Origin of the sequence: Pedobacter lusitanus (genome assembly GCF_040026395.1) — a bacterium.
GTDB lineage: Bacteria > Bacteroidota > Bacteroidia > Sphingobacteriales > Sphingobacteriaceae > Pedobacter > Pedobacter lusitanus.
Map to the genome: position 1 here is coordinate 2,235,236 of NZ_CP157278.1, position 22,314 is coordinate 2,257,549.

Sequence of the window (22,314 nt, forward strand, 5' to 3'; positions counted from 1 at the left end):
AATTTTGTGTAAGTGGTCAACCGTATTGAGTTTAAAGGAGACATCTATTTTCAAATATAATACTAAACTGATTAATAATTTTACCCCAATCTCTTACTGGCATCGTCCATTTTTTCTGGATATTCATGACCGATAAGTAGACAGCCTTGATTGCAGCCTGGTCGTCAGGAAACAAGTTTTTGGACTTGGTGAATTTCCTTATGCCGCTGTTCAGGCTTTCAATGACATTGGTGGTATAAATGATTTTTCGGATTTCCAGGGGGAAGTCAAAGTAACTGGTCAACTCATCCCAGTTCTTCTCCCAGCTTAAAATAGCATAACCATACTTACTTTTCCATTTTACTGTGAAATCATCCAGGGCTGATCTGGCGGTATCTTTATTTACTGCACCATAAATCTGTTTAAGATCCATCGAAAACTCTTTACGTTCCTTCCAGACCACATATTTACAACTATTACGAATTGTACGACGCAAAGCTGGGTTATTGTTTTGGGAAATACCTCGGCAATGGCCTTTGTAAAGCCAGTAAGATTATCTGTACAGGCGATCAAGATATCCTCTACACCTCTGGCACGCAAATCTGTAAGCACACTTAGCCAGAATGATGCACTCTCGGTTTCGTTGATCCACATGCCCAAAATCTCTTTCAGGCCATCATGTTTTAGGCCAATTACCAAGTAAATACATTTGCTAACCACCTTTCCGTTGTGGCGTACCTTAAACTGAATACCGTCCATCCAACAAGTAAAATAAACAGGCTCTAAGGGGCGGGATTGCCATTCCTCGATCTTCTCCACAACCCGGCTTGTAACCGTAGAAACTGTACTTTCAGAGATTTCGACCCCGTACATTTCACGAATCTGGTCTTCAATATCACGAGTACTCATTCCACGGGAATACATCCCGATAATGCTTTGCTCAATCTGCTCGCTCATACGCTGGTGCTTGGGGATCAGTTTAGGCTCAAAGCTTGCATTACGATCTCGTGGAATTGACAATACCACATCCCCAAGAGTCTCACTCTTAACCTTTTTGCTACTGAAACCGTTACGGGAATTACCGCTGCCGTGGCCTTCTGGAGAATGCTTTTCATAACCCAGGTGCTCATCAAGCTCTCCCTGGAGCATTTCATTGACTCCCTGTTTGAACATTTCCTGAAAGAATTCCTGGAACTGTTCCTTGGACTTAAACTGCTTGAAAAAGTCCTTTGGTAAACCTAACTTGTTCTCTTCCATATGACTGTAATTAAAGTTCTGAATTTATTTCTTTAAATACAATGCAATAGACCACACCTATTTTATCGTTTACACAAAATTCAAGACACTACCAAATTTTAGCCACACAAGGTTTTAAACAAAATACCCCTGTTTCCACTAAACGCTCCCAATCACTATTAAGAAGTTTTCTTCTAATACTTTTGCTTGTAATTGGCCTGGCTGTTCTTCTGGCGTATCTGCTGTATCAGTTCAAAATGAGCTAAGTGATCTGTTATCTATATAACAGTCATGTTTGTTCCTTATCCAAATCGATTTCTTTAGATTTGTGATCAATTCACTCCTGCACTTATTATTGAACTTATCTGATAGATTATAAATCGGGTAATTATAACTTTCAGTTTTGCCTGGTTATTACCGAATAGAATTGCCAGAATCTTTATCAAATAAAACAATATTATTAATGAAAAAAGCGCTTTTAACACTGGCAATTATAGGAACTGCTTATGCTTCCTCTTACGCCCAAACAAATATCTTTGAATCTGGTAGTAATGTAGGTATTGGTACCCATAACCCCACTGGTAAATTAGAAATTGTAGGACCGTACAATGGAGAACAGCTCGTTATTTCGAGGGATGTCTTAGCTGGAGCCGAGGGTCCGGGCATCATATTCAAAAACATTATAAATAACGGCACATTACAAAAAATCAGTGGTATTGAAAGTCAATTGATGAGCGGAGGTGTTGGAGCGGTTTCAGGATCCTTAAATTTGTATACAGTTAACAATTCTAATAAAATCAATGCATTATCTATAACTCCTGGTGGCAATGTTGGTGTCGGTACAACAACTCCATCTGGCGCACTGGAAATATCAGGACAGTCAAATGGAGATCAACTGATAATTTCCAGAAATGTCTTAGCTGGAGGCGAAGGTCCGGGCATCACATTCAAAAACATCATAAACAATAGTACTATAGAAAAAATTGGCGGTATTGAAAGTCAATTGAAAAGTGGAGGTGTAGGAGCAGTTTCAGGATCCTTAAATTTATTTACACTCAATAATTCTGTCAAAGTTGATGCGATCTCTGTGGCACCCAATGGTGATGTTGGTATTGGTACGGCAGACACAAGAGGTTACAAACTGGCAATTAACGGTAATATAAGATCAAAAGAAATAATGGTTGAAACCAGCAACTGGCCCGATTACGTCTTTGAATCCGATTATCCACTGATTTCTTTAACTGAATTAAAAAATTATATTGATCACAACAAACACTTACCAGACCTTCCATCCGCACAGGAAGTAACAAAAAATGGTATAAATCTTGGCGAGATAGTGAAAGTACAGACCAAAAAGATTGAGGAGTTAACCTTGCATCTTATTGAAAAAGACAAACAATTTGATAGTTTACGAAGAGACAACCAATCACAACAAGCGCAAATCAATGAACTGAAAGATCAGTTATCAAAGCTTCTTTCCAAACAATAATCAAAACCTTGCAAATGCCTCTGAAACATCTCAGAGGCATTTTCGAGACTATAAAGTCATAGCTGATACCTGATGACTATCTCTGAACAGAAGATAATCTTCCACAGCATACTCCGGACAAGCCCCCTCAGATGCCGTAATAAAAGCCCCCAGGGAAACAGCCTGAAACATAATCTGGTTTGCAGAAGCCCCCTTCTCAAATCTTTTTGATAAAAACCCTGCTAAAAAGGAGTCCCCGCTGCCCACCGTATCTTTTACCTCAACAGGTATCGTCGGATACAAATAGAAATTGTTGTTATGAACATAAAGTGCACCTTTACTTCCTTTAGAGATGATCACCTCATTCATACCAAATGTATCCTGCAAATAATTTACGCTATCTGTTTCACTGCGATAGGTCTTACCCAGAAAGTCTAACATCATGCGTAATTCAGCCTTATTAAACTTAGCTAAAGCAGTTTTATGCAGCAAATCTTTGATAACCCTTACATCATAATAAGGCGGCCGTAAATTAATATCAAAAATAGTATAACTGCTTGCCTCTATTAATTCAAATAATGTATTTTTTGACTGTTCATTTCTGGCTGCCAGCGTTCCAAATACCAAAGCATCTGAAGCAGCAATTATTTGCTGATTAGCAGCTGTAACACTGATATAATCCCAGGCCACGTTTTGTACAATATCATAATGTGCATCATTATTTTCATCCAGTGAAGCTATGACCGTACTGGTAGGATGTGTCCTGCTAACCTGAATCCCATCAGTTGCCATATCCCAGCTTTTGATTTTCTGCAATAATTGATGGCCTGGTTCATCGTCCCCAATGCTACTGATCATATTAACTTCAACACCCATTTTGTGAAGATGATAAGCTACGTTAAATGGTGCCCCTCCTATTCTCTGCCGCCCTCCGGGAAATATATCCCATAATACTTCTCCAAAACATGCCACTTTAATTTTCTTTTCTTCCATTATCATTTTTTTAATGAATTTCAAATATTTACCAACGGGTAACTTCAAACCAGATCTATAACTACTACTATCAAAATGAATACACCTGCACCGAGAATTGTAGAAATGCGCGATTATCTACCGGATTCCACATACTCCATAAACCCAGGGGAATCGGATAATTTCCAATTGTCAAACGCTTCGACAGGATCAGACTGATTTCATTAACTCCGGCTTTCCCGGCAAAGAAATTACTTTTTTCCCCTTCATTATTCAGGGCAAAGCTATACCCTATCCTTCCACGCAGTTCCAGGTCGTTTTTCTTGTAAAGAGGGTATTCCCCGAATACAAAACTGGAATATTTATTCCCAGTGTTGTTACTATTTCTATCTCTGCCAAAAACTACCGTATTCCAGCTCAGGAGCAAAGGAAGATGCTCACTGATAGTATAATACGATCTGAAATCCCAGAAACGTCCGGTTTCTTTTGCTTTATAATTGAAATACTCCCTGTTATTATAGGTAGCGCCCGGCGAAAAATTATAGATGTCCCATAATTCTAATGTCAGGTGTTTATTTTTATAACCTACATAATTATTAAACTCTTTATAAGACCCGTCTGCGCTACCTCCGGCCCAAAAACCGCCATAAATACTTTTATAATCTACATGAACATCTCCAGTATAAACCAAACCTGCAGAGACTTCACTTCCTCTCCACAAATGACTATTGCGAAGTTGCAGTGACGAATGTAATTCCTGGCTATATAACAGAGTGCTTCCAATGATTATTAGAAAAATCATCAATAATCTAACTTTAAGCATATTAAAGATTTTTATAATGATCAATTGACGATATCCTTTTCCCTTATCCGGGAACCAAATAAAGCATAGGATAACATAAGGAGCTCACAGCCTACAGTAAGACACCAGGTCCATCTCCATGACCCTAAAATATCGGCCAGGCCTCCCTGTACGAGCGTAAACACAGCTCCGCCAAATACGGCAGAAATAAATACGCCCGATGCCTTCGACGTATACTTATTCAGCCCTTTTATAGAGAGCGAAAAAATACAGCTCCACATGGTAGAATGTAAAAGTCCAATGGCAACCAGAAACCATAAATTCTGGGTAATCATAGCAATAATTGCCAGTATAGCAGCCAATATGGTTGTTACGGTTAATTGCGTCCTTGCAGATATGTTGCTGAAAAAACTTGAGACAGCTCTTCCTACAAGAAAACCTCCCCAGTATAATGTAGATAACAGCGCATGTATACCTAAATCCACTCCTCCGATAATAATGTCCGTGCGGCCAAAAAAGGTCATCGGATGCCCCGAATCCATCAGCTCAAAAGCATGAAGGTTGATATTGGCTCCAATAGCCACTTCTGTACCTACATAAAAGAAAATAGCTGTAACACCTAAAGCAAAATGCCGGAAAGACCAGATACTTCTTTCCAGTTTTTCACCGGCAGCAGCTCTGGTATTGGCTATATCAGGCAGATGCAGTTTGCTCGTAATCAGCGTTACCATAACCACACAGGCAATCAGCACCATCAAAGGAAACAGCAATTGTTTAATTTCTATGTTCGCTATTGAAATACCACTGAACATCACTACAGTTACAAAAAAAGGTGCCGAAGTAGTTCCTATTGAATTAATAGCCGTAGTAATATTTAAGCGTTGTACAGGCTGTGTACCCGGTAATTCATAAGAAGCTACGTAAGGATTGACTACCACCTGGATTACTGCCGCAGCAGTGCCCATTAAATAAGATCCGATAATAAAAATGATAAAACCATAAGGTAATGCAGCATTGCCAAAATGAAATGCCAGCTTTGGGTACTGATAACCAAACCATGAAGAACATAAATACATCAGCAGACCCGAAACCATAAACAGAAGGCCGCGAAGGATGGTATTTTTATAGCCAAAAGAATTTACCCATTTGCTTGCCAGAGTACCATTCAGCAAATAGCCCAAAAAGAAGAAAAAAGAAATTAAAGTAGTGAATGTGTTTTTTAAATTTCCGGCTTCAGCTAAAAAAGTAAATTTTAACGGGGCCTGTAGTTGTTCGTTTACTGTAGTCAGAAAACCTACAATAAAGTATATAAAAGTAACAATTGCAAACGGCAATATGCCTTTACGAAGTTTTGTTTCCATAATTTTATAGCTCGAAATTCTTTAGGATGATGGCTTTAAGCCACAACAGATTGCAAAACAGGTTCAACCCCTTTTTCCTTAAGACTGCTTACAAACTGGCTGTACAATCCGACAAAACAGTCTGCAGCTTTTAAGTCTGTGCTTTTAAACGGAGATAAGCCCAGAAAATCTAAAGGGTCATTACTGGCAATATACTTTTGATCATCCGACGTTAACCAGGGCTCGGCGATCTCGTAAGACTGCCCTTTATCATCGACCAGATATCTGAGGTAATGCCTGTATGCAGCAATAAGAAATGCGACGCGCGAAAGATCCTGACCAGCTTTGATCATTTTAGTCAGGTTTGGCATAATATATACAGGAAACTTAGAAATACCATCAAAACATAATCTGCTCAGCTGATCACTTACTGAGCGATTTGCAAACCTTTCTATCAGTGTTTTTTTATATTCCGCTAAATCTGTGCCTTCAGGAGCCGGCACGTGAGGTGTAATATCAATATCCATAAAATCACGTACATACTTAACGATATCTCCATCATGCATTGCCTGATCAACTTTACGGTAACCTTTAAGAAAAGACGGATAAGACAACAAAGTATGAGCTGCATTCAAAAGACTCAGTTTCATATTTTCAAAAGCCGTAACATCATTTGTAAATTCAACGCCCACTCTTTCCCAGGCTGGTCTTCCGGCAATGAAATTATCTTCTATTACCCATTGGATAAAATCTTCACAATACACCGGAGCCTGATCTTCCATTCCACTTTTTCTGTTCAGCCTTTGCACATCTTCAGCAGTTGTAGCCGGGGTGATCCTGTCAACCATACTATTAGGGAAGGTAACATTTGTTTCAACCCACTCTGCCAAATCTTTATCCTGAGCCGCAATAAAGGTCGTGAATGCTCTTTTAGCTGTGCTTCCATTATGCTGCAGATTATCACATGAAAGAATCGTAATACAACCATTTCCACTATTTCTTCGTCTGCGCAAACCTTCAGCAATAAAACCAAAAACAGTAATCGGATGCCCCGGATTCTGCAGGTCGTGTTTTATTTTCCCGTCTTCCAGAATAAACTCATTAGTTGCTTTATCAAGGTTATATCCCCCTTCTGTAATGGTCAGCGTAATAATCTTAATCGCACTTTCTGCAATTTTATCCAGCAAAGCCTGCGGATCCTCAACAGCCCATAACAAATCCTTTAATGCACCTAACTGATAAATCTCATCCTGACCATCTCTTCCGCATACCGTCAAGGTATAATCCAGCTGCTGTGCTCTTAAACTTTTGACAATCTTTTCATCAGAGGGTAACAGACATGCACCACAAATTGCCCATTGGCTCTGGTCCTGATCATTTAATAATTGATTGGTGTAAAATGCCTGATGTGCCCGGTGGAAGTTGCCCACTCCAATATGTAAAATACCCGCCTGGATAATTTTGCGGTCATAACGATAGGTTAGTACGTTCATATGATATTATGCTATTTGGTTAGTCAAACTTATGTCAAAGAGCATGTCGTTATAGCATGTGTACCAAGAAAGTATCCATGGGAACGTGCCCAGAATTAAGGGAACGTTCCCATATAGAATTGTTTTCTTAGTTTTGAGTGTTACCCAATAGCAAAACCTATGAAACGCATCACTATTAAAGACCTGGCTAAACATCTATTGCTATCTACTTCAACTATTTCCAGAGCTTTGGTAAATGATAAGAACATCCATCCTGACACCAAGAAAAAGATACTGGATGCAGCCGAAAAATTAGGCTACAAACCTAATCCGACAGCACTCAATTTAAAATATGGACAATCAAAAAACATAGGTTTTGTAGTTCCCGAAATGATCACCCCTTTTTCTTCTACAGTACTTCGGGGTATCCAGAACATTTTATATCCGCTTGGTTACAGGATTATCATTATGCAATCAGATGAAAATCCATTGATAGAAAGAAAAAATCTGTTGCTTCTGGAAGAGTTTAATGTCGATGGAATCATTATCAATTTATGCCATGAAACTTATAATCATGATGTCTATCAGCAAATCATAGACCGGGGAATTCCGCTTGTATTTTTTGACAGAATTCCGGATAAATCACTGGATGCCCCAAAAGTAATGGTGAATGATAATATCAAAGCCTCCTTAATGATAGAACATTTGATTGATACCGGACGAAAAAAGATTGTCCATATCATGGGACCTTCAACTATCCGCAATGCAACTGAAAGAGCTATGGGTTATAAACGAATACTCACCAAGCATGGTATTTTTGATCCGGATTTATTGATAAAAACCGAAGGCGCTTCGTTTGAACACGGAAGAATTGCCGCACAACAATTATTGAGCAAAAACATCGAATTCGACAGCATTTTTGCATTCACAGACACACTGGCAATTGGTGCGATGAACTATCTGCTGGAACAAGGCATCCAAATACCCGAAGAGGTAGCAATCGCGAGTTTTTCCGGAACTGAACTGGCTACTATTGTTCATCCTCAGTTAACCAGCGTAGAGCAGCCACTGGTTCAAATGGGTGAAGTTGCTGCAGGACTGATCCTGGAAAAGATTAAGGATAACACCATTTCGAACAAAACAATTGTGATGGATGCAGCGCTGATTTACAGGGCCTCTACCCGGGGCTAGCAAAATATTTTTTACCCTCTGTCAGGAATTTCACTTAACATCTTTCTTTCATAAAACAACTAAACATTTGTTTAGTATTTATAAATAATTAAATTAGCTGTGTGAACGTATTCCTCAAATAAGAGAAAGAATGAACCTTCTTGTCTTATTGCCTTCTAACCTTTACCACACCTAAATTAAAAATGAATAGAAAAGAGTTTTTATCCAGAACAGGACTTGCCGGGGGAGCGCTCCTGATTAGTCGTTATCCTGAACTGGAACCACGAAATAAAACGATCAGGTTTGGTGTCATCGCTGATCTTCACCATGATATTATGCATGATGGTATAAACCGTTTATCTGCCTTCATAGATCAAATGAATGTCGAAAACCCCGATTTCATTATTCAAATGGGTGATCTTTGCCAACCTAAAAAAGAAAATCTTCCACTCATGGAGGTCTGGAATAAATTCAAAGGACCTGCCTATCATGTCATAGGAAATCACGATACAGATGGCGGATTCACCCGCGACCAGGTAGTAGCATTCTGGAAGGCAAAAGCAAAATACTATTCCTTTGATGCCAATGGCTTTCATTTTGTAGTACTTGATGGAAATGAGCATAATGAAAGTGAGTCGCGCCCGGTTGGTTATGCCCGTTATATCTCGCCAGTACAACTGGAATGGCTAAAGAAAGATCTGGAGGGCACAACACTTCCAACAATAGTACTTTGTCACCAGGGGCTGGATAACGACGCAGGGGGGCTTGAAAATGGCACATTGCTAAGATATACCCTTGAACAGGCCAATCAAAAAATGCATAAAGTGATACTCGTGCTTAGCGGACACCATCATCAGGATTACTACAATCAGATCAATGATATACATTATGTGCAGATAAACAGCGCATCTTATCAATGGGTAGGCGAAAAATATAAAGAGATCCGTTACTCCACAGCAATTGATAAGGCACATCCGAATATAAAATATACAGTTCCTTATAAAGATCCCCTATGGGCAACCATTGAAATTGATCAGCAGAGAAGAATTAAAATCAAAGGCAAAAAGACTGTATTTGTGGGCTCTTCCCCAACAACTCTCGGAGTAGATACAAGTGAATATATCTATCCGATAGTTCCTTATATTTCAGACAGAAATCTTGCAAAAACCAATCATCTAAGTTTTTAATCAGTGAAATACATATTACGTTTACCCGTACTTTTTATCATCCTGTTTTTCACCACATCATTCAGGCCCGCAAAAAAAAAGGATCTTGTTGTAATTACCTATAACATTTGGAATGGATTTGAAAATCAGCTTCAGCGGAGAAACACCTTTATCAAATGGGCAAAAAAACAAAATGCTGATGTAATAGCTTTTGAAGAACTGAATAACTTTACCCAGCAATCCTTTTCTGCACTGGCAAAAACCTGGGGGCACCCATATGCCGTTATCGTCAAAGAAAGCGGATATCCTGTTGGCATTTCTTCCAGTTACCCTATCACCAATGTTTACAAACTGATCAATGGAATGCATCATGGATGTTTATATGCCGAAATAAAAGGGATCAGTTTCTTTGTTGTGCATTTCTCTCCATTCAGCAGTGCCAAAAGATTGCAGGAAGCCAGTGCGGTCATTCAGCTCTTAAAAGAGAAAGGCAAGCTGAAAAAACGAACAGTTATTCTTGGCGATTTCAATGCCTTTTCTCCAAATGACAGTTCCTTTTATGCAGAAACCGGCATCAGAGATAGTATGTATATTGCTCAGCAAAAAAACAGCGTACTTCAGAATTTGAATGAGCAACATGAGCTGGATTTTCAGGTTATCCGTGCCTTTATGCTGGCTGGCTTTAATGACAGTTTTTCTTTATTTAATAAAACATTTATAGCCAGCTATCCCTCAAAAGTCTATTTCAATGTTCCGCTGAGCGAGAAAATAAGAATTGATCATATACTACTTTCCGGGAAGATGAAAACTTCCTGTAAAAAGACAGAAATTATCAAAGATAATGTTACAGATACCCTTTCTGATCATTATCCTGTTAAAGCGGTCTTCAACGTACAATAAGCGGCAAAAAATCTTTTACAACCAGCTTATCCAATGTTTTATATAATTCGTTAAACCGAATTATATAAAACATTTTCAAAATTCTATAAGACATATATTTTTTGAAGGAGCATCTTTGCTTCTTCTCATGAAAAGACTGTTTTCCATATTTCTTTCACTTTTGTTACTGATAGTATCCGTAGGATTTACAGCCAGTACACACTTTTGTAAAGGTATTGTGATGGAAACACCGTTATGTCACCAATCTCAGAAGAAAGCCTGTTCGGATTGTATCACCAAAAATAATCAGAAAAGAAATAATAAAAGTTGCTGCCGGTTCGAAACCCGGAATATTAAACTAACAGAAAAAATTCAGGAAAATTCACAACAGAATAATGTATTTAAGTTTTCGGGAGCTGCTGTTCTGCAGCGTTATACTGGAACCGTTTTTGATCCGAATACAACATTAACAGTCTCACCAAATCCCGCATTTACATTTCCCAGCCCGCTGAAGAGCAATCCGCTCTATATCATGCATTGCGTTTACAGAATATAGACAATCGCGTCTTCTAATCGCCGTCAGTTCATCAATAGATAAGCTGATTAATCACTAATTTCCAATCTATTCGCTATACCTGAAATATCTGCAAAGCCGGATAATGCTGATCATATTTCTATGATCCAGCGAAGACATTGAAGCGAAAAAACAGTTAAAAACAAAAACATGATAAAATCATTCATTCAAATCTTATGCATTGCTGTGTTATCAGCAGTATTATTTATTGCCTGCAATTCAAAAAGCAAGTCAACAGCAACAAAACAATCACCTGCATTAGTTCAGCAAGCAGACCTCAGCCCTGATTCTAAATCTGCAGAACCAATTCCCGCAGCCCGTATAACCTATAAAAAAGGTGATCGTGTGCCTAATGAAGAGGTCTGTATGGTAAACGATGCTCATATGGGCAAAAAACAGATTGAGGTGCCCTACAAAGGGAAGATCTATTATGGCTGCTGCGAAATGTGCGTTAAGCGCATCCCTTCAGATGAAACCGTACGTATGGCTACCGATCCGCTGACTGGGAAAAAAGTAGATAAAACCGATGCTTATATTGTGCTGCTTAATAACGAAGGAAGCGTTGCCTATTTTGCAAGCGAAAAGAATTACAAACAGTTTTCAGCTAAACAACAATAATAACAGATATCTAAAGGTAAAATAAGCTTCAAAAATGAAGCTTATTTTACCTTTAGATAAGTCCCTTCAAGAGTGGCATTAAATCCAAACTCACAATTACTTGCGCCAGTTTTATCCAGTGAAGAAATGATTAAAAACCCGTTATAAAAAGTAACATCAAATTTGCAGGATTTATTAATATCAATCACAAATGCATTATCTTTTATAATTATTCCGGTGCCGGATGCATCAGCCTGATTTCGGGCCGGATCACTCGTCACAGATCCAATTTCATAGGTATAAGTATTATTTTTATCTTTTTTAATCTCAATACTTCCCTGATAACCTTTTTCACCATATTGATAAGTATAGGTACCGGCTAAAGTTACAGGCAAAAAGGTCTCCTGCCTGGCCTCACCATCTTTCAGCATTAAATGAATAACGTAGCTGGCCTTTTTTCCTATTGGATTCCAGGCTCCTGAAAGTTTACCAGCTTTCCATTTTACATTGATCACTGCACCAATCGTTCCATCTTTCCCATATTCTTCCATAATATAGTCCCCCCCGGTATTTACATAGCCGATAATTCTGATAGGTAGTTTTGCTTTTGTATTTAAATAGCGGATGTTACCCAGAATCATATTTTTTGAAACCGTAAAATCTAAGCTGACCGGTATCTTTTTGTCTATTGTTCCTACAAGGCTGTATGCTTTTGGCGCCGCTATTTTCTTTTCCTGAGCATGGCAAACCCCAATGGTTAATAATAAGATGAGTAATAAGTTTTTCATTGATTTAATGGTAATGAAACTATCGTGTAATATTTGCTATTTTTCACAAAGATTCGCAAATTACAAAATATGTTAGAGACTGAAAGACTTCTGCTCAGACCAGCAGCTCCCGGTGATTTACAAAGTTTATTTGCTATTTACGGTGATCCGGAAACCAACCTGAGTAATCCGGCTGGTCCGCTGGCCAGTCCTGAAAAAGCAAAGGAAGTCCTGCAAAAATGGATTTCCCACTGGGAGAAGCATGGATTTGGGGTGTGGGCAATAACCTTAAAGGAAGATCCCCAATCTGTTATCGGATTTGGTGGGCTATCCTTAAAAAATTATGGAAATACAGAACGTCTTAATCTGGGTTATCGTTTTGCCACAACTGCCTGGGGTAAAGGCTATGCAACAGAAATGTGTCTGGCAAACCTGGACTTTGCCTTTAACCAGCTCAAACAAACAGAAGTTTATGCGGTTGTACGTCCTCAGAACATCGCATCAATCAAAGTGCTGGAAAAAATTGGTATGCTCAATACTGACACCCTCGATGACGTACCAGGAGAATCATATAGTTTAATCTATAAGCTGATAGTTTAGTTCTTCCCACCCCGCTCTACACTTTTAATATCCTCTTCCCTGTTCTTTTTAAAGTCAAAATGTTCAAAGTCTTTAGTTGCAGGAGGCAGTATGGTATAACTGTCCAGCGTATTAATCTCAATAACGATATCATCTGTTAACAGGTCAATGATATGCCCGCCAGCATCTTTCTGATCAGATAAATAATGAAAATGATAACCCGAAATATTTGTGTTATCCATAAAATAAGGCAGTCTGTATCCTATCAGATCTCCCTGACAATCCTGATGATTAAAAAACTGCTGCAGATTCAGCATTTCAGCCAGCGGAGTATGCTGATGCGCTTTAACCGGAGGAAAGGCTCTGGTCTTAACCATTTTGAATTTCCCTTTGACATGGATGGCATACATCCCATTTACATTAGTCAGCACACTATCCAGATAATGAAAAAGAGCGGTTTTATTCAATCCCTTAGGCGGAGTAAGCGTCCGGTCAGCATGAAAGAAATTGACCATTGAAAAAGAAGTAAGATCCTGATCATCTACCGGGATAGTTTTACCGGTATGCTGCGTTTTGTAAACTTTACCCTGGAACACCATAATCTCTCCATCTAACTTATCAGGAGCTCCAAGACCAAAATCACCATGTTTTTTGAGTAACTTATAAGGATAAAAACCATCGTAAAGACCACCGATCAGCCCTCCGCCAATACCAACGGTAAACAAGGTATTAGGTATGGTGTCCTGAACCCCGTTACTTTTAACAGCAGGATATATATTTACTGAGCTTACAGCAGGACTGGCTAGGGATAGAAATAAACCTGTAGTCAGTATAAAAACGGAGGTTAAGCTATTGATACGCATCGGCTTTCGGATTTCAGGTAAATGTACATACCTGATTACATATAACCCTTAGTCTTTTTAAATTCTTCAAAAGATTTCCTGATATAATTATGCAGATCATAATCCGTCCATTTCCTGACATCTTCATTCTTTGGCCAGTAGGCTGATTTAAACTCTTCTATATCTTCTTCCCTGATTGGAACCGCGGCCCTGATCTTCTCTTTACCAAACCTTTTGGCTACTTCATTATAGTCAGATTCCCGTTCAATATAGGCGCCTAAACGCCTTGCTTCCCTCCCGCTTTTACTAAAACTCTCGTATAAATAACCAAGCGGACTCCCACCAAGCGGGGATAACATTCCTATTGGGGGTTTTCCTTTATAAAAAATCCCCTTTTGCCTGTATAAAGATTCAACTTCCTTCAAACGCTCTTTCTCTGAAGTCCCGGTAATTCTGACCTCCTTTAGCTGAATAGAAGAGATCCGGAGATAGACAACCAAACTCTGCAGATTACTAACCCGCAGCTCCTTACTCAGATAACCATCTATTGAAATTTGCAGGGTGTCTCCCTCCTGTGCCTGGATATCAAACAAACCAAAATTATCAGTCACATTCGTGTACCCCGTTCTTTTGTTATGAACCGCTGCGTTACCTAATCTTGTTTTGGATCCTTCTTCAAAAACAACGCCTTTCAGCATCTGCGGAGACTGGCCTTTTACAATAAGAAAGAACATCATCAAGACACTAACCGAAAGTATTTTTCTGATATTTAACTTCATAGCTCAAAAATAAGCAGAAGAAAAAATACCTTCCGATAATTAACACTCTTTAACCATAGTGTTAATGTTTGTTAATGCTTATACTAAAAGCTCAGGTCAGACCTGCAGCAATTCAAATTATCTGGCCGCTTTATCTTCTTCCACTATCCCATGACAATTACCGTCAGTATCCATAAAGAAGGCTAGCCAGCCATACGATGGAATAGCAAATTTAGGTTTCACTATCTTTCCTCCTGCTTTTTCAATCTTCTGAATGGTTTCATCAAGATTTTGTACGTTGATCGTATTACAGACAGGCTGATTTCGTTCAACAGGTTTCATAATTGCTCCGTTTATCCCAGGTGTTGATTCATCACCCGAAATAGCCAGCCAGTACTGCTGCTCACAAAATTGTTCAAACTTCCAGCCAAATACATCAGCGAAGAATTTCATACTTACCTCCGGATGCTCAGAAGGTATTTCAAAATGTGTGACTCTGTTCATAATTCAAGATTTAGAATGAAATAAATTCAGCTGATCAAAAAGAGACATCTTACCTGAGCAGATGAATTTAAATTACATAAAACTAAGTCTAATCAACCGGATATCCGGGGTGTGAACAGGGCAAAATCCGGGGGCACCCGAGACAATTAATCTCGTATTTTTTTATATATTTAATTTTCTCTCCTAAAAACCACTTATAAACGCTCTTGAAACCGATACTTACCGTTGCCCTTTTATTACTCGTAAACAGCAGCCTTTGGGCACAATTGAAACTTACAGGAACTGTAAATGACCATCAAAAACTGCCCCTGCCCTATGCAGGATTAACCTTATCAAATTTAGGCAGTAAACAGACGACCACTACAGACAGTATCGGATATTTCAGTTTCAGGAACCTCAAACCAGGTAAGTATCAGCTGAGTTCTACCTACACAGGTTTTCAGACAATAGTTACAGATGTGGTACTTTCTGCCGACACCTCTATAAAAATTGTGTTACAATCATCAAATAATCAGCTAAGTGAAGTGATTGTTACAGCCGGAAAACCAACGCTGGTCAATAACACTGAAAAACTCACTTATAATGTTTCAAACAGCATAACCGCTACGGGAACCGATGGCTTAACGGCTGTAAGCCAGATTCCAGGTGTCAAAGTAAGCAGTAATGAAATTACCAGCGCCGGTAAAGGACAACTCAGGGTCATGGTTAACGGACAAACCATCCAGCTGGCAGGTTTAGACCTCATGCGGTATCTGAAATCTATGTCGGCCAACCAGATTTCAAAAATAGAACTCATTAAAAACCCATCTGCAAATTTTGATGCAGACGGAAATGCCGGACTGATCAATATAGTAACCAAACAAAGCAAAAAACAAGGTTATTCAGGAAATGTACAGTTCAACGGAAAACGCTGGATACATGATCAGAACACCATTTACGGGACCAGTAACTTTTATGCACTCAACGGCAGTGCCAATCTGAATTATAACACTGAAAAGCTCTCTGTTTACAGTAGCCTGAACCTGGATAAAGATCATCATCTTGAAGGATTTCAAACAGATCTGTATTATCCTAAACAAACCTGGCTGCAAACAGATACAGGTGATTATACCTATCATAATATCAATCTTATTGCCGGAGCAGATTACAAGCTCAGCCCTAAAACTACCATCGGCTTGTCTTACTTAGGCGGAAGAGGCGTTTATGATGGTTCTGACCACGTCAATAATCCGATCTATAACAACAGTACCGGAAAGACAGATTCGACTTTAAAGACCTATGCAACCTATCATCCTGTGGCTTTGAGTAACTCTATTAATATGCATACCATAATTAATTTCGACACGACAGGAAAAAAGCTTGCGTTAAATGCTGACTATTACAACTATTACCGTACAGACAAATCAGATTTTGAAAGTAACAGTTATATACCAGGACGTCCTGGTGCGGTTAACAATACCCGTTATTATGATACCAATAAACAAAATATCAATATCTACACCTTTAAGGCAGATGCCGAACTACCTACCCGCTATGGAACCCTGGCTTTTGGCGGTAAACTGAGTTTTATTGATAATTACAGTAATGCCTTTTATTATAATAAGATCAATGAGAAAGATCTCGTTTATAATACCAACCTCAGCAACGAATTTGATTATACTGAAAACACGCAATCACTCTATGCTAACCTGGCCAGAGAAAAAGGGAAATGGAAATATCAGACAGGACTGAGAACAGAGTTTACCCAAACCAAAGGTTATTCCTATACTGTAGATCAGACTACAAAAAACAGCTATGTTAAACTATTTCCCTCCCTGCTGATTGCTTATCAGGCAGATCCGGAAAACAATATTTCATTTACCCTGGGCAGAAGAATCAACAGACCTTCCTTCTGGAGTCTAAACCCATTTAAATCATTATTCACAGCTTATAGCTATGGTCAGGGAAATCCTTATTTACAACCTGAATACAACAATAATTTTGAGTTATCACATACCTATAAAAGCAATCTGACTTCGGCTCTATTTTTAAATATAACCGACAACGGGTTTAATAATGTGACCATAGCCAGACCTGATACCAACCTGGTTTATACTACCCCGATCAACTTCCTTAAAACATACAGATATGGTATCTCTGAAAGTTATGCTTTAAAACTGTTTCCATGGCTGGAGAACAGTAATCAGGCAACATTTTACCACACCAATGCCTATTCTTCCAGCAGCAGTTTTAATGATATCAAAGGTTATGGCCTCTATCTGGCCAGTAATAACACGATTTATTTCAATAGAGATAAAACGTTTGCAATGGCTGCAAATTTCTGGTATCAGTTTCCTGAGATAGACCATATCGGCAGATCAGGAACCACCTATAAATTAGATCTGGGATTAACCGCACTGGCACTGAAAAAAAATCTGAATATAACGCTTAACGTCAACGATGTTTTAAGAAGCAGTGCGACTTCTGTTACCACCTATGTCAATGGGATCAAACAGAAATTCACGAACTTTCAGATCAACCGTTATGCCCAGCTGAGTGTAAGTTATCGTTTTGGAAGTAAGCCTGCTAAAACACGGGAAACCGGTAATGAAGACGAGCGTGGAAGAAATCACTAGAATTCCAGCAATTTGCCCTGTTCCGGAAAAACGAGTCTCAAACCAGCTGTATTTACCCGCTTCAACTCATTGACCAGATATTGTTCTTCCTGATCCCAGGCTTTCATGTGGGTGATTACTATGGCCACTTTTTGCAAAGCTGTGGCTCCGGCCAGTTTGCTCAGCTTATTTAACTCCACCATTAGCAAACGTGGAGTTAAATGGCCGAATAACTGATTTTCCGGTTGTTTATCAGAGAATGAGGTTTCAATGAATATAGCTTTCAGCTGATTTTTTGCAACCAGCGGAGCTATTTGTTCCCATAGCTTTTCCAGCCGCGTATTTTTTTCTATTTCATCAGCCCCTGTATCTCCCAGATATAACAGATAAGCATTTTCATGACCAATTAAAAAAGCAGTACTTTCATAAGCCGGCCCATGGCTTAACAAAAATGGAGTAACCTGCATTTCAGTCCCCTCCAGATCCTTTTTTACATTTTCCTGCAGATTTACATAAGTATACTTACCCAGGCGGGGTGTCTCTCCCTCATTGGCAAAATTAGCCCAGGCTTTCCAGGTGAAGTATTTATCTCTCAGCACTTCGATAACCGACGGAATTGCATAAATGTTCTTTTTTGAATCATCAGGAGAATTCATGATCAACCCCGCAACATGATCAAGATGAGCGTGTGAAACCAGGTAACCTTTAATGTTATTTCTTAAAATATCGTTGGGAGATCCCTTAAACAAGTGATTCCCGATTGCTGCATCAATTCCGTGTCTGATGGTTCCGGCATCAGCACAAATGAAGTTTTCACTCTTTGCCGGAGCAATCATATAAGCAGACAGATTACTTTCATCCAACCCACCTTTTATACCCAGTGGAATGACTTTAAAAGAACTTTGATTTTGAGCGTAAGCCTGATTAAAAATAAGGCCCGACAAGGCTAAAAGGAGGAAGTATAATTTCTTATTCATAGGAATGATAACATTTAAGAAAATTTCAATTTATCTTTCTAGTTTTATAAATGCTTTACAGATTTAAGATTAGACCATTAAAGCTAAATCATTACAGCTTTTTAAAAAAATCATTGACAATATCAGTAACAAAAATGCGCAAATTAATAAAATATCTTGTTTAGTCATGTTAAGAAATCAGATCATGGCAAGATTCCTGCAACTATCAACAGGAATCAAATTGAATAACGACCTATGAGAAGTTTAAAAATTAATATTGACGACGACGTATATAGTATTTCGCATCCTATCTCTACGATTAATCTGTACAAAATTGTTCATCCAAAGGGCTCATTTGAGATAACCAGGACCAGATACACCGGAGAATGGAAGGTTCTGATCCAGACAAACAAATCAGTTACCTTACCGGTTGCTCCTATCGGACGCGTAATAGAAGAGCGTTTGGGAATAGTAAACTAAATCGTTATCAGTAAGATAGCGCTGATTTTTTTCCCCAACCTGTTCATGTTGTTACCCATATTATATTTTTTATAACCAGGTAATAATTAATATTTATTACCTTCACCAAAAAAAACAACATGACTATTTGCACAGTTTTAGAAAACCATGAAGCCCTGGTAGCTCACGAGGGTATCGGAAATAAAGAAGTTACTTTCATCGTTCTTGCGTTATGCATCATCATTGCTACGCTGGCAATTTATTTTTCTTTTTTAAGAAAGCCTGCCAACACCAGTGACGCCAAACACTAGGCTTTAAAAAGAAGCTTAATACTGCTCTTCGGATGGATCTCTAAATAAATTCTGCGCAAAGTTAACCAGGAATAATTCCTGTTTAGCCCTGGTAATGGCAGTATATAACCAGCGCAGAAATTCAAGATCTATCATTTCATCGGTCAGATATCCCTGATCTACAAACACAGCATCCCATTGCCCCCCCTGTGCTTTATGACAGGTTACTGCATAAGCAAATTTAATCTGCAGTGCATTATAATAAGGGTCTTCTTTGATGGCAAGCATTCTTTCCCTTTTATTGGTAATATGCTCATAGTCTTCAGCTATTCCTTCAAATAACTTTTTACTGTCTTCATAAGGCAGATTTGGCGTTTCGGCCTGCAATGTATCCAGCATCACCTTACAGGTAATCTGACCAGCTTCCGGATAATCCAGAAACTCCAGCTGTACTTCAGAAAACCGGAATCCATAACGTTCTTCTTCATTTCTTACCCTTACAATACGGGCCATATCTCCATTGGCAATAAAAGATGTCGATTCATTATCAGGTAACCAGAAATAGTTATTTCTTACAACCATAATCTGATCTCCTCCGGTCAGCTCTTCTTCACGATATAATAACCTGGCCCTGATCTGCTGATTATAAACATTTGCAGACTTATTAGACCGGCAAACCACCAGCGAATTTTCAATATCAAATTTCCGGTAAGCATATTCCAGTCCTTCCACAAGCTTCAAACCTGTCATCCTGAAAATGTCCTTATAACTTTTAGTAATAAACTGCGGTAAATTGACCTTCTCTTCCCCGTTCCCTTCTGCTATATTTTCGATATGCGTATTGATCAGATCGCGCAGCATAGAAGCATTTGCCAATATACCGGATTTACTGCCCTGACGCACCACTTCCTTAAGCTCGGTTTCTGTTACTTTCAGTCCAAAACTCTGAGCAACATAGACCTTGTTCAGTGCAGGTGAATCAAGACTGCCTACAGGTGGCAGCTGAGCCGTATCCCCAACAAAAAGTACCGCACAGTTTTTACCATTATAGATAAACTCCATGACATCCTTTAGAAAAGAAGACCCGTTTCTGGTATTCCATTCATCAGCAATCATAGAAGCTTCATCAATAATAAATAAAGTGTTTTCTGCCAGGTTCGGTGCAAGCTGGAAAGACATATCAGTAGAGACTGCTGAGCGTTTTCTATAGATTTTCTTATGAATAGTCAGTGCTGTTCTGCCCGAATAACTCGTCATCACCTTAGCCGCCCGGCCCGTTGGCGCCAGTAAAACAGATCTGAGTTTAAATTTCGGCAAAACCTTTACCAGTGCAGCAACCGAAGTTGTTTTACCGGTTCCTGCATATCCCCTAAGGATAAAACACCTGTTATCCAGCTCTCCAGATAAAAAATCAGCCATTTGCTGACAAAAAACGAACTGCTCAGCGGTAGGTTGAAACTGATAAGACTGGGCAATTATTGAGGCTTTATCCATTTTACAAATATGCAATGGTGTTGTTATAGAAAAAAGAATTAATTTTGCTAAGATGAACAATAGTAAAAACAGCATTTTATTAGTGGATCCGGAATTTGATCCCAATACTGCCTCAGACTGTAATTTGTTGTTGAAAATTACCGGCGACAGTTTTTCTTACGCCATAATTGACAAAAACAGTAAACAGTTAAAGGCTGTTTTTGATCAGCAGGAATGTGAAGACATCAGTACTGATCTGGCTGCTATTCTAAAAAATGACAGCTATCTTAAACTTCCTTTCAAAGACATTAAGGTTTCTGTATATACGCCCAATACTATTGCCGTTCCCAATGAATTTTTCTGCACGCAGGATCTGAATGCCTACACTAATTTTTTCAGCGAAGAACAATCTGATACTTTATATACCCGTGCTTTTGCCCGTTTCGGTTTTACTTCTGTATTCAACCTCGAGAAATTTGCCGAACAGGCTTTAAATACTTTTCTGGCAAGTGCAGCCCGTTATGAACATAATGCACCTGTTTTAGCGCTGGCATCAACTGTAGAAGACACTTCTTTATTAATAGATTTCACTGTAGGTTCTTTCAATGCACTTTTACTGGATCAGGGAAAAATGCTTTTTCAGAATACCTATCAGATAGAAAATGCTGAAGAGTTTAATTATTACCTGGTCTTACTGATTCAGGAATTAAAGCTTGACCCGGCAAATACACCTGTATTAATCAGCGGGATTATTCATCAGAATGATGAACTGCATACCTGTCTGCACAAATATTTTAACCATATTCATTTTAACCTTCCTCCTGCTGGTGATATTGATCATGCTATCTTAGACGATATGCCTGCGCATTATTACAGCAGCTTATTAGCTCTTGACTTATGCGTATAATCGGCGGTAAATTAAAAGGTATCCGCATGAGTGCGCCTGCCAGTCTTCCTGTAAGACCTACTACAGACATGGCCAAAGAGGCTCTTTTCAATATCCTGTATAATACTTATGATTTTGACAGCTGCAGTGTTCTTGATTTATTCAGCGGCACGGGAAATATCAGTATCGAGTTTGCATCACGCGGCATAAAAGAAGTGACTGCCGTAGATAAACATTCGGGCTGTATATACTGGCTTAAATCAGTTATAGATAAATATGATCTGAATGAAATCAGTCTGCAAAAAGCTGATGTATTCAAGTTTCTGGAACAGCATAACAAAAAATATCAGATCATATTTGCAGATCCTCCTTATGATCTGACCAATATCCCGCAGATTCCAAGACTGGTGGATCAAAATAAGTTACTTACTGAAAATGGAATATTAGTTGTAGAACATCCTTCTTTATTAAAATTAAAAGACGAGCCTGGATTTAAAGAAACCCGCCGTTATGGCAATTCTTCTTTCAGCTTTTTTGAATATACCCCATAG

The 22,314-nt window shown here is 38.8% G+C and carries 22 protein-coding genes and 1 pseudogene; 12 read left to right on the forward strand and 11 right to left on the reverse strand.

Going from position 1 to position 22,314, the window contains the following annotated elements; all coding sequences use genetic code 11:
* Positions 1 to 31: 31 nt before the first annotated feature.
* Positions 32 to 1,236: pseudogene (locus tag PL_RS09320) on the reverse strand (IS256 family transposase).
* A gap of 442 nt (positions 1,237 to 1,678) precedes the next feature.
* Here PL_RS09320 and PL_RS09325 point away from each other — a divergent pair.
* The gene (locus tag PL_RS09325; protein WP_348621522.1) at positions 1,679 to 2,704 is read left to right on the forward strand and encodes a hypothetical protein; all 1,026 of its coding nucleotides are present in this window, start codon (positions 1,679 to 1,681) and stop codon (positions 2,702 to 2,704) included.
* Positions 2,705 to 2,752: 48 nt separating this feature from the next.
* Here PL_RS09325 and PL_RS09330 read toward each other — a convergent pair whose 3' ends face one another.
* The 4 genes from PL_RS09330 to PL_RS09345 form a co-directional block, all read right to left on the reverse strand.
* Positions 2,753 to 3,676, reverse strand: a complete 924-nt coding sequence (locus PL_RS09330; protein WP_041884983.1) for a carbohydrate kinase family protein — start codon at positions 3,674 to 3,676, stop codon at positions 2,753 to 2,755.
* 70 nt (positions 3,677 to 3,746) lie between these two features.
* Positions 3,747 to 4,478 (reverse strand): hypothetical protein, encoded by a 732-nt coding sequence (locus tag PL_RS09335; protein ID WP_041884989.1) that lies wholly within the window; start codon positions 4,476 to 4,478, stop codon positions 3,747 to 3,749.
* A 20-nt stretch (positions 4,479 to 4,498) separates the two neighbouring features.
* Positions 4,499 to 5,818, reverse strand: a complete 1,320-nt coding sequence (locus PL_RS09340) for an MFS transporter (RefSeq protein WP_041884981.1) — start codon at positions 5,816 to 5,818, stop codon at positions 4,499 to 4,501.
* Positions 5,819 to 5,853: 35 nt separating this feature from the next.
* Positions 5,854 to 7,290: a mannitol dehydrogenase family protein gene (locus tag PL_RS09345; RefSeq protein ID WP_041884979.1), complete on the reverse strand. Its 1,437-nt coding sequence runs from the start codon at positions 7,288 to 7,290 to the stop codon at positions 5,854 to 5,856.
* Between the two features lie 159 nt (positions 7,291 to 7,449).
* On the opposite strand from PL_RS09345, the gene PL_RS09350 reads away from it, so the two are divergent.
* From PL_RS09350 to PL_RS09370, 5 genes are all read left to right on the forward strand, one after another.
* Entirely contained in the window at positions 7,450 to 8,460 is a 1,011-nt protein-coding gene (locus PL_RS09350) for a LacI family DNA-binding transcriptional regulator (RefSeq protein WP_041884977.1), read from the forward strand.
* A gap of 182 nt (positions 8,461 to 8,642) precedes the next feature.
* Positions 8,643 to 9,626 (forward strand): metallophosphoesterase family protein, encoded by a 984-nt coding sequence (locus PL_RS09355; RefSeq protein ID WP_041884975.1) that lies wholly within the window; start codon positions 8,643 to 8,645, stop codon positions 9,624 to 9,626.
* A 3-nt stretch (positions 9,627 to 9,629) separates the two neighbouring features.
* On the forward strand, positions 9,630 to 10,505 hold the full coding sequence (locus tag PL_RS09360) for an endonuclease/exonuclease/phosphatase family protein (protein WP_052496503.1): 876 nt from the start codon (positions 9,630 to 9,632) through the stop codon (positions 10,503 to 10,505).
* Between the two features lie 127 nt (positions 10,506 to 10,632).
* A complete protein-coding gene (locus tag PL_RS09365) occupies positions 10,633 to 11,040 on the forward strand; it encodes an HYC_CC_PP family protein (protein ID WP_041884973.1) in 408 nt (135 codons plus the stop codon).
* 168 nt (positions 11,041 to 11,208) lie between these two features.
* Positions 11,209 to 11,676 carry a hypothetical protein gene (locus PL_RS09370; RefSeq protein WP_041884971.1) on the forward strand — a complete coding sequence of 156 codons (468 nt, stop codon included), beginning with the start codon at positions 11,209 to 11,211 and terminating at the stop codon, positions 11,674 to 11,676.
* A gap of 41 nt (positions 11,677 to 11,717) precedes the next feature.
* Here the strand turns inward: PL_RS09370 and PL_RS09375 are convergent, their stop codons facing one another.
* Positions 11,718 to 12,443 (reverse strand): hypothetical protein, encoded by a 726-nt coding sequence (locus PL_RS09375; RefSeq protein WP_041884969.1) that lies wholly within the window; start codon positions 12,441 to 12,443, stop codon positions 11,718 to 11,720.
* Between the two features lie 69 nt (positions 12,444 to 12,512).
* Here PL_RS09375 and PL_RS09380 point away from each other — a divergent pair, with 69 nt between their 5' ends.
* Complete coding sequence (locus PL_RS09380) at positions 12,513 to 13,022, forward strand: GNAT family N-acetyltransferase (RefSeq protein WP_041884967.1); 510 nt, start codon at positions 12,513 to 12,515, stop codon at positions 13,020 to 13,022.
* Here the strand turns inward: PL_RS09380 and PL_RS09385 are convergent.
* From PL_RS09385 to PL_RS09395, 3 genes are all read right to left on the reverse strand, one after another.
* Positions 13,019 to 13,864, reverse strand: a complete 846-nt coding sequence (locus PL_RS09385; protein ID WP_041884965.1) for an acetolactate decarboxylase — start codon at positions 13,862 to 13,864, stop codon at positions 13,019 to 13,021. The two genes, PL_RS09380 and PL_RS09385, sit on opposite strands and share 4 nt — an antisense overlap.
* Before the next feature lie 35 nt (positions 13,865 to 13,899).
* On the reverse strand, positions 13,900 to 14,622 hold the full coding sequence (locus tag PL_RS09390; RefSeq protein WP_041884962.1) for a hypothetical protein: 723 nt from the start codon (positions 14,620 to 14,622) through the stop codon (positions 13,900 to 13,902).
* Positions 14,623 to 14,739: 117 nt separating this feature from the next.
* On the reverse strand, positions 14,740 to 15,105 hold the full coding sequence (locus tag PL_RS09395) for a VOC family protein (protein WP_041884959.1): 366 nt from the start codon (positions 15,103 to 15,105) through the stop codon (positions 14,740 to 14,742).
* A gap of 206 nt (positions 15,106 to 15,311) precedes the next feature.
* Here PL_RS09395 and PL_RS09400 point away from each other — a divergent pair, with 206 nt between their 5' ends.
* Complete coding sequence (locus PL_RS09400; RefSeq protein ID WP_052496502.1) at positions 15,312 to 17,720, forward strand: outer membrane beta-barrel family protein; 2,409 nt, start codon at positions 15,312 to 15,314, stop codon at positions 17,718 to 17,720.
* Here PL_RS09400 and PL_RS09405 read toward each other — a convergent pair.
* The gene (locus PL_RS09405; RefSeq protein WP_348621526.1) at positions 17,717 to 18,676 is read right to left on the reverse strand and encodes a 3',5'-cyclic-nucleotide phosphodiesterase; all 960 of its coding nucleotides are present in this window, start codon (positions 18,674 to 18,676) and stop codon (positions 17,717 to 17,719) included. The two genes, PL_RS09400 and PL_RS09405, sit on opposite strands and share 4 nt — an antisense overlap.
* Positions 18,677 to 18,910: 234 nt before the next feature.
* Between PL_RS09405 and PL_RS09410 the strand changes: the two genes are divergently transcribed.
* Together PL_RS09410 and PL_RS09415 are read left to right on the forward strand one after the other, a co-directional pair.
* Positions 18,911 to 19,135 (forward strand): hypothetical protein, encoded by a 225-nt coding sequence (locus PL_RS09410; protein ID WP_348621528.1) that lies wholly within the window; start codon positions 18,911 to 18,913, stop codon positions 19,133 to 19,135.
* Between the two features lie 119 nt (positions 19,136 to 19,254).
* A complete protein-coding gene (locus tag PL_RS09415; protein WP_160292143.1) occupies positions 19,255 to 19,425 on the forward strand; it encodes a hypothetical protein in 171 nt (56 codons plus the stop codon).
* A gap of 15 nt (positions 19,426 to 19,440) precedes the next feature.
* Here the strand turns inward: PL_RS09415 and PL_RS09420 are convergent, their stop codons facing one another.
* Entirely contained in the window at positions 19,441 to 20,898 is a 1,458-nt protein-coding gene (locus PL_RS09420; protein WP_041884948.1) for an ATP-dependent DNA helicase, read from the reverse strand.
* 52 nt (positions 20,899 to 20,950) lie between these two features.
* On the opposite strand from PL_RS09420, the gene PL_RS09425 reads away from it, so the two are divergent.
* Together PL_RS09425 and PL_RS09430 are read left to right on the forward strand one after the other, a co-directional pair.
* Positions 20,951 to 21,784 carry a DUF3822 family protein gene (locus tag PL_RS09425; protein WP_041884945.1) on the forward strand — a complete coding sequence of 278 codons (834 nt, stop codon included), beginning with the start codon at positions 20,951 to 20,953 and terminating at the stop codon, positions 21,782 to 21,784.
* Entirely contained in the window at positions 21,775 to 22,314 is a 540-nt protein-coding gene (locus tag PL_RS09430) for an RsmD family RNA methyltransferase (protein WP_041884942.1), read from the forward strand. Before PL_RS09425 ends, PL_RS09430 begins: the two co-directional genes overlap by 10 nt.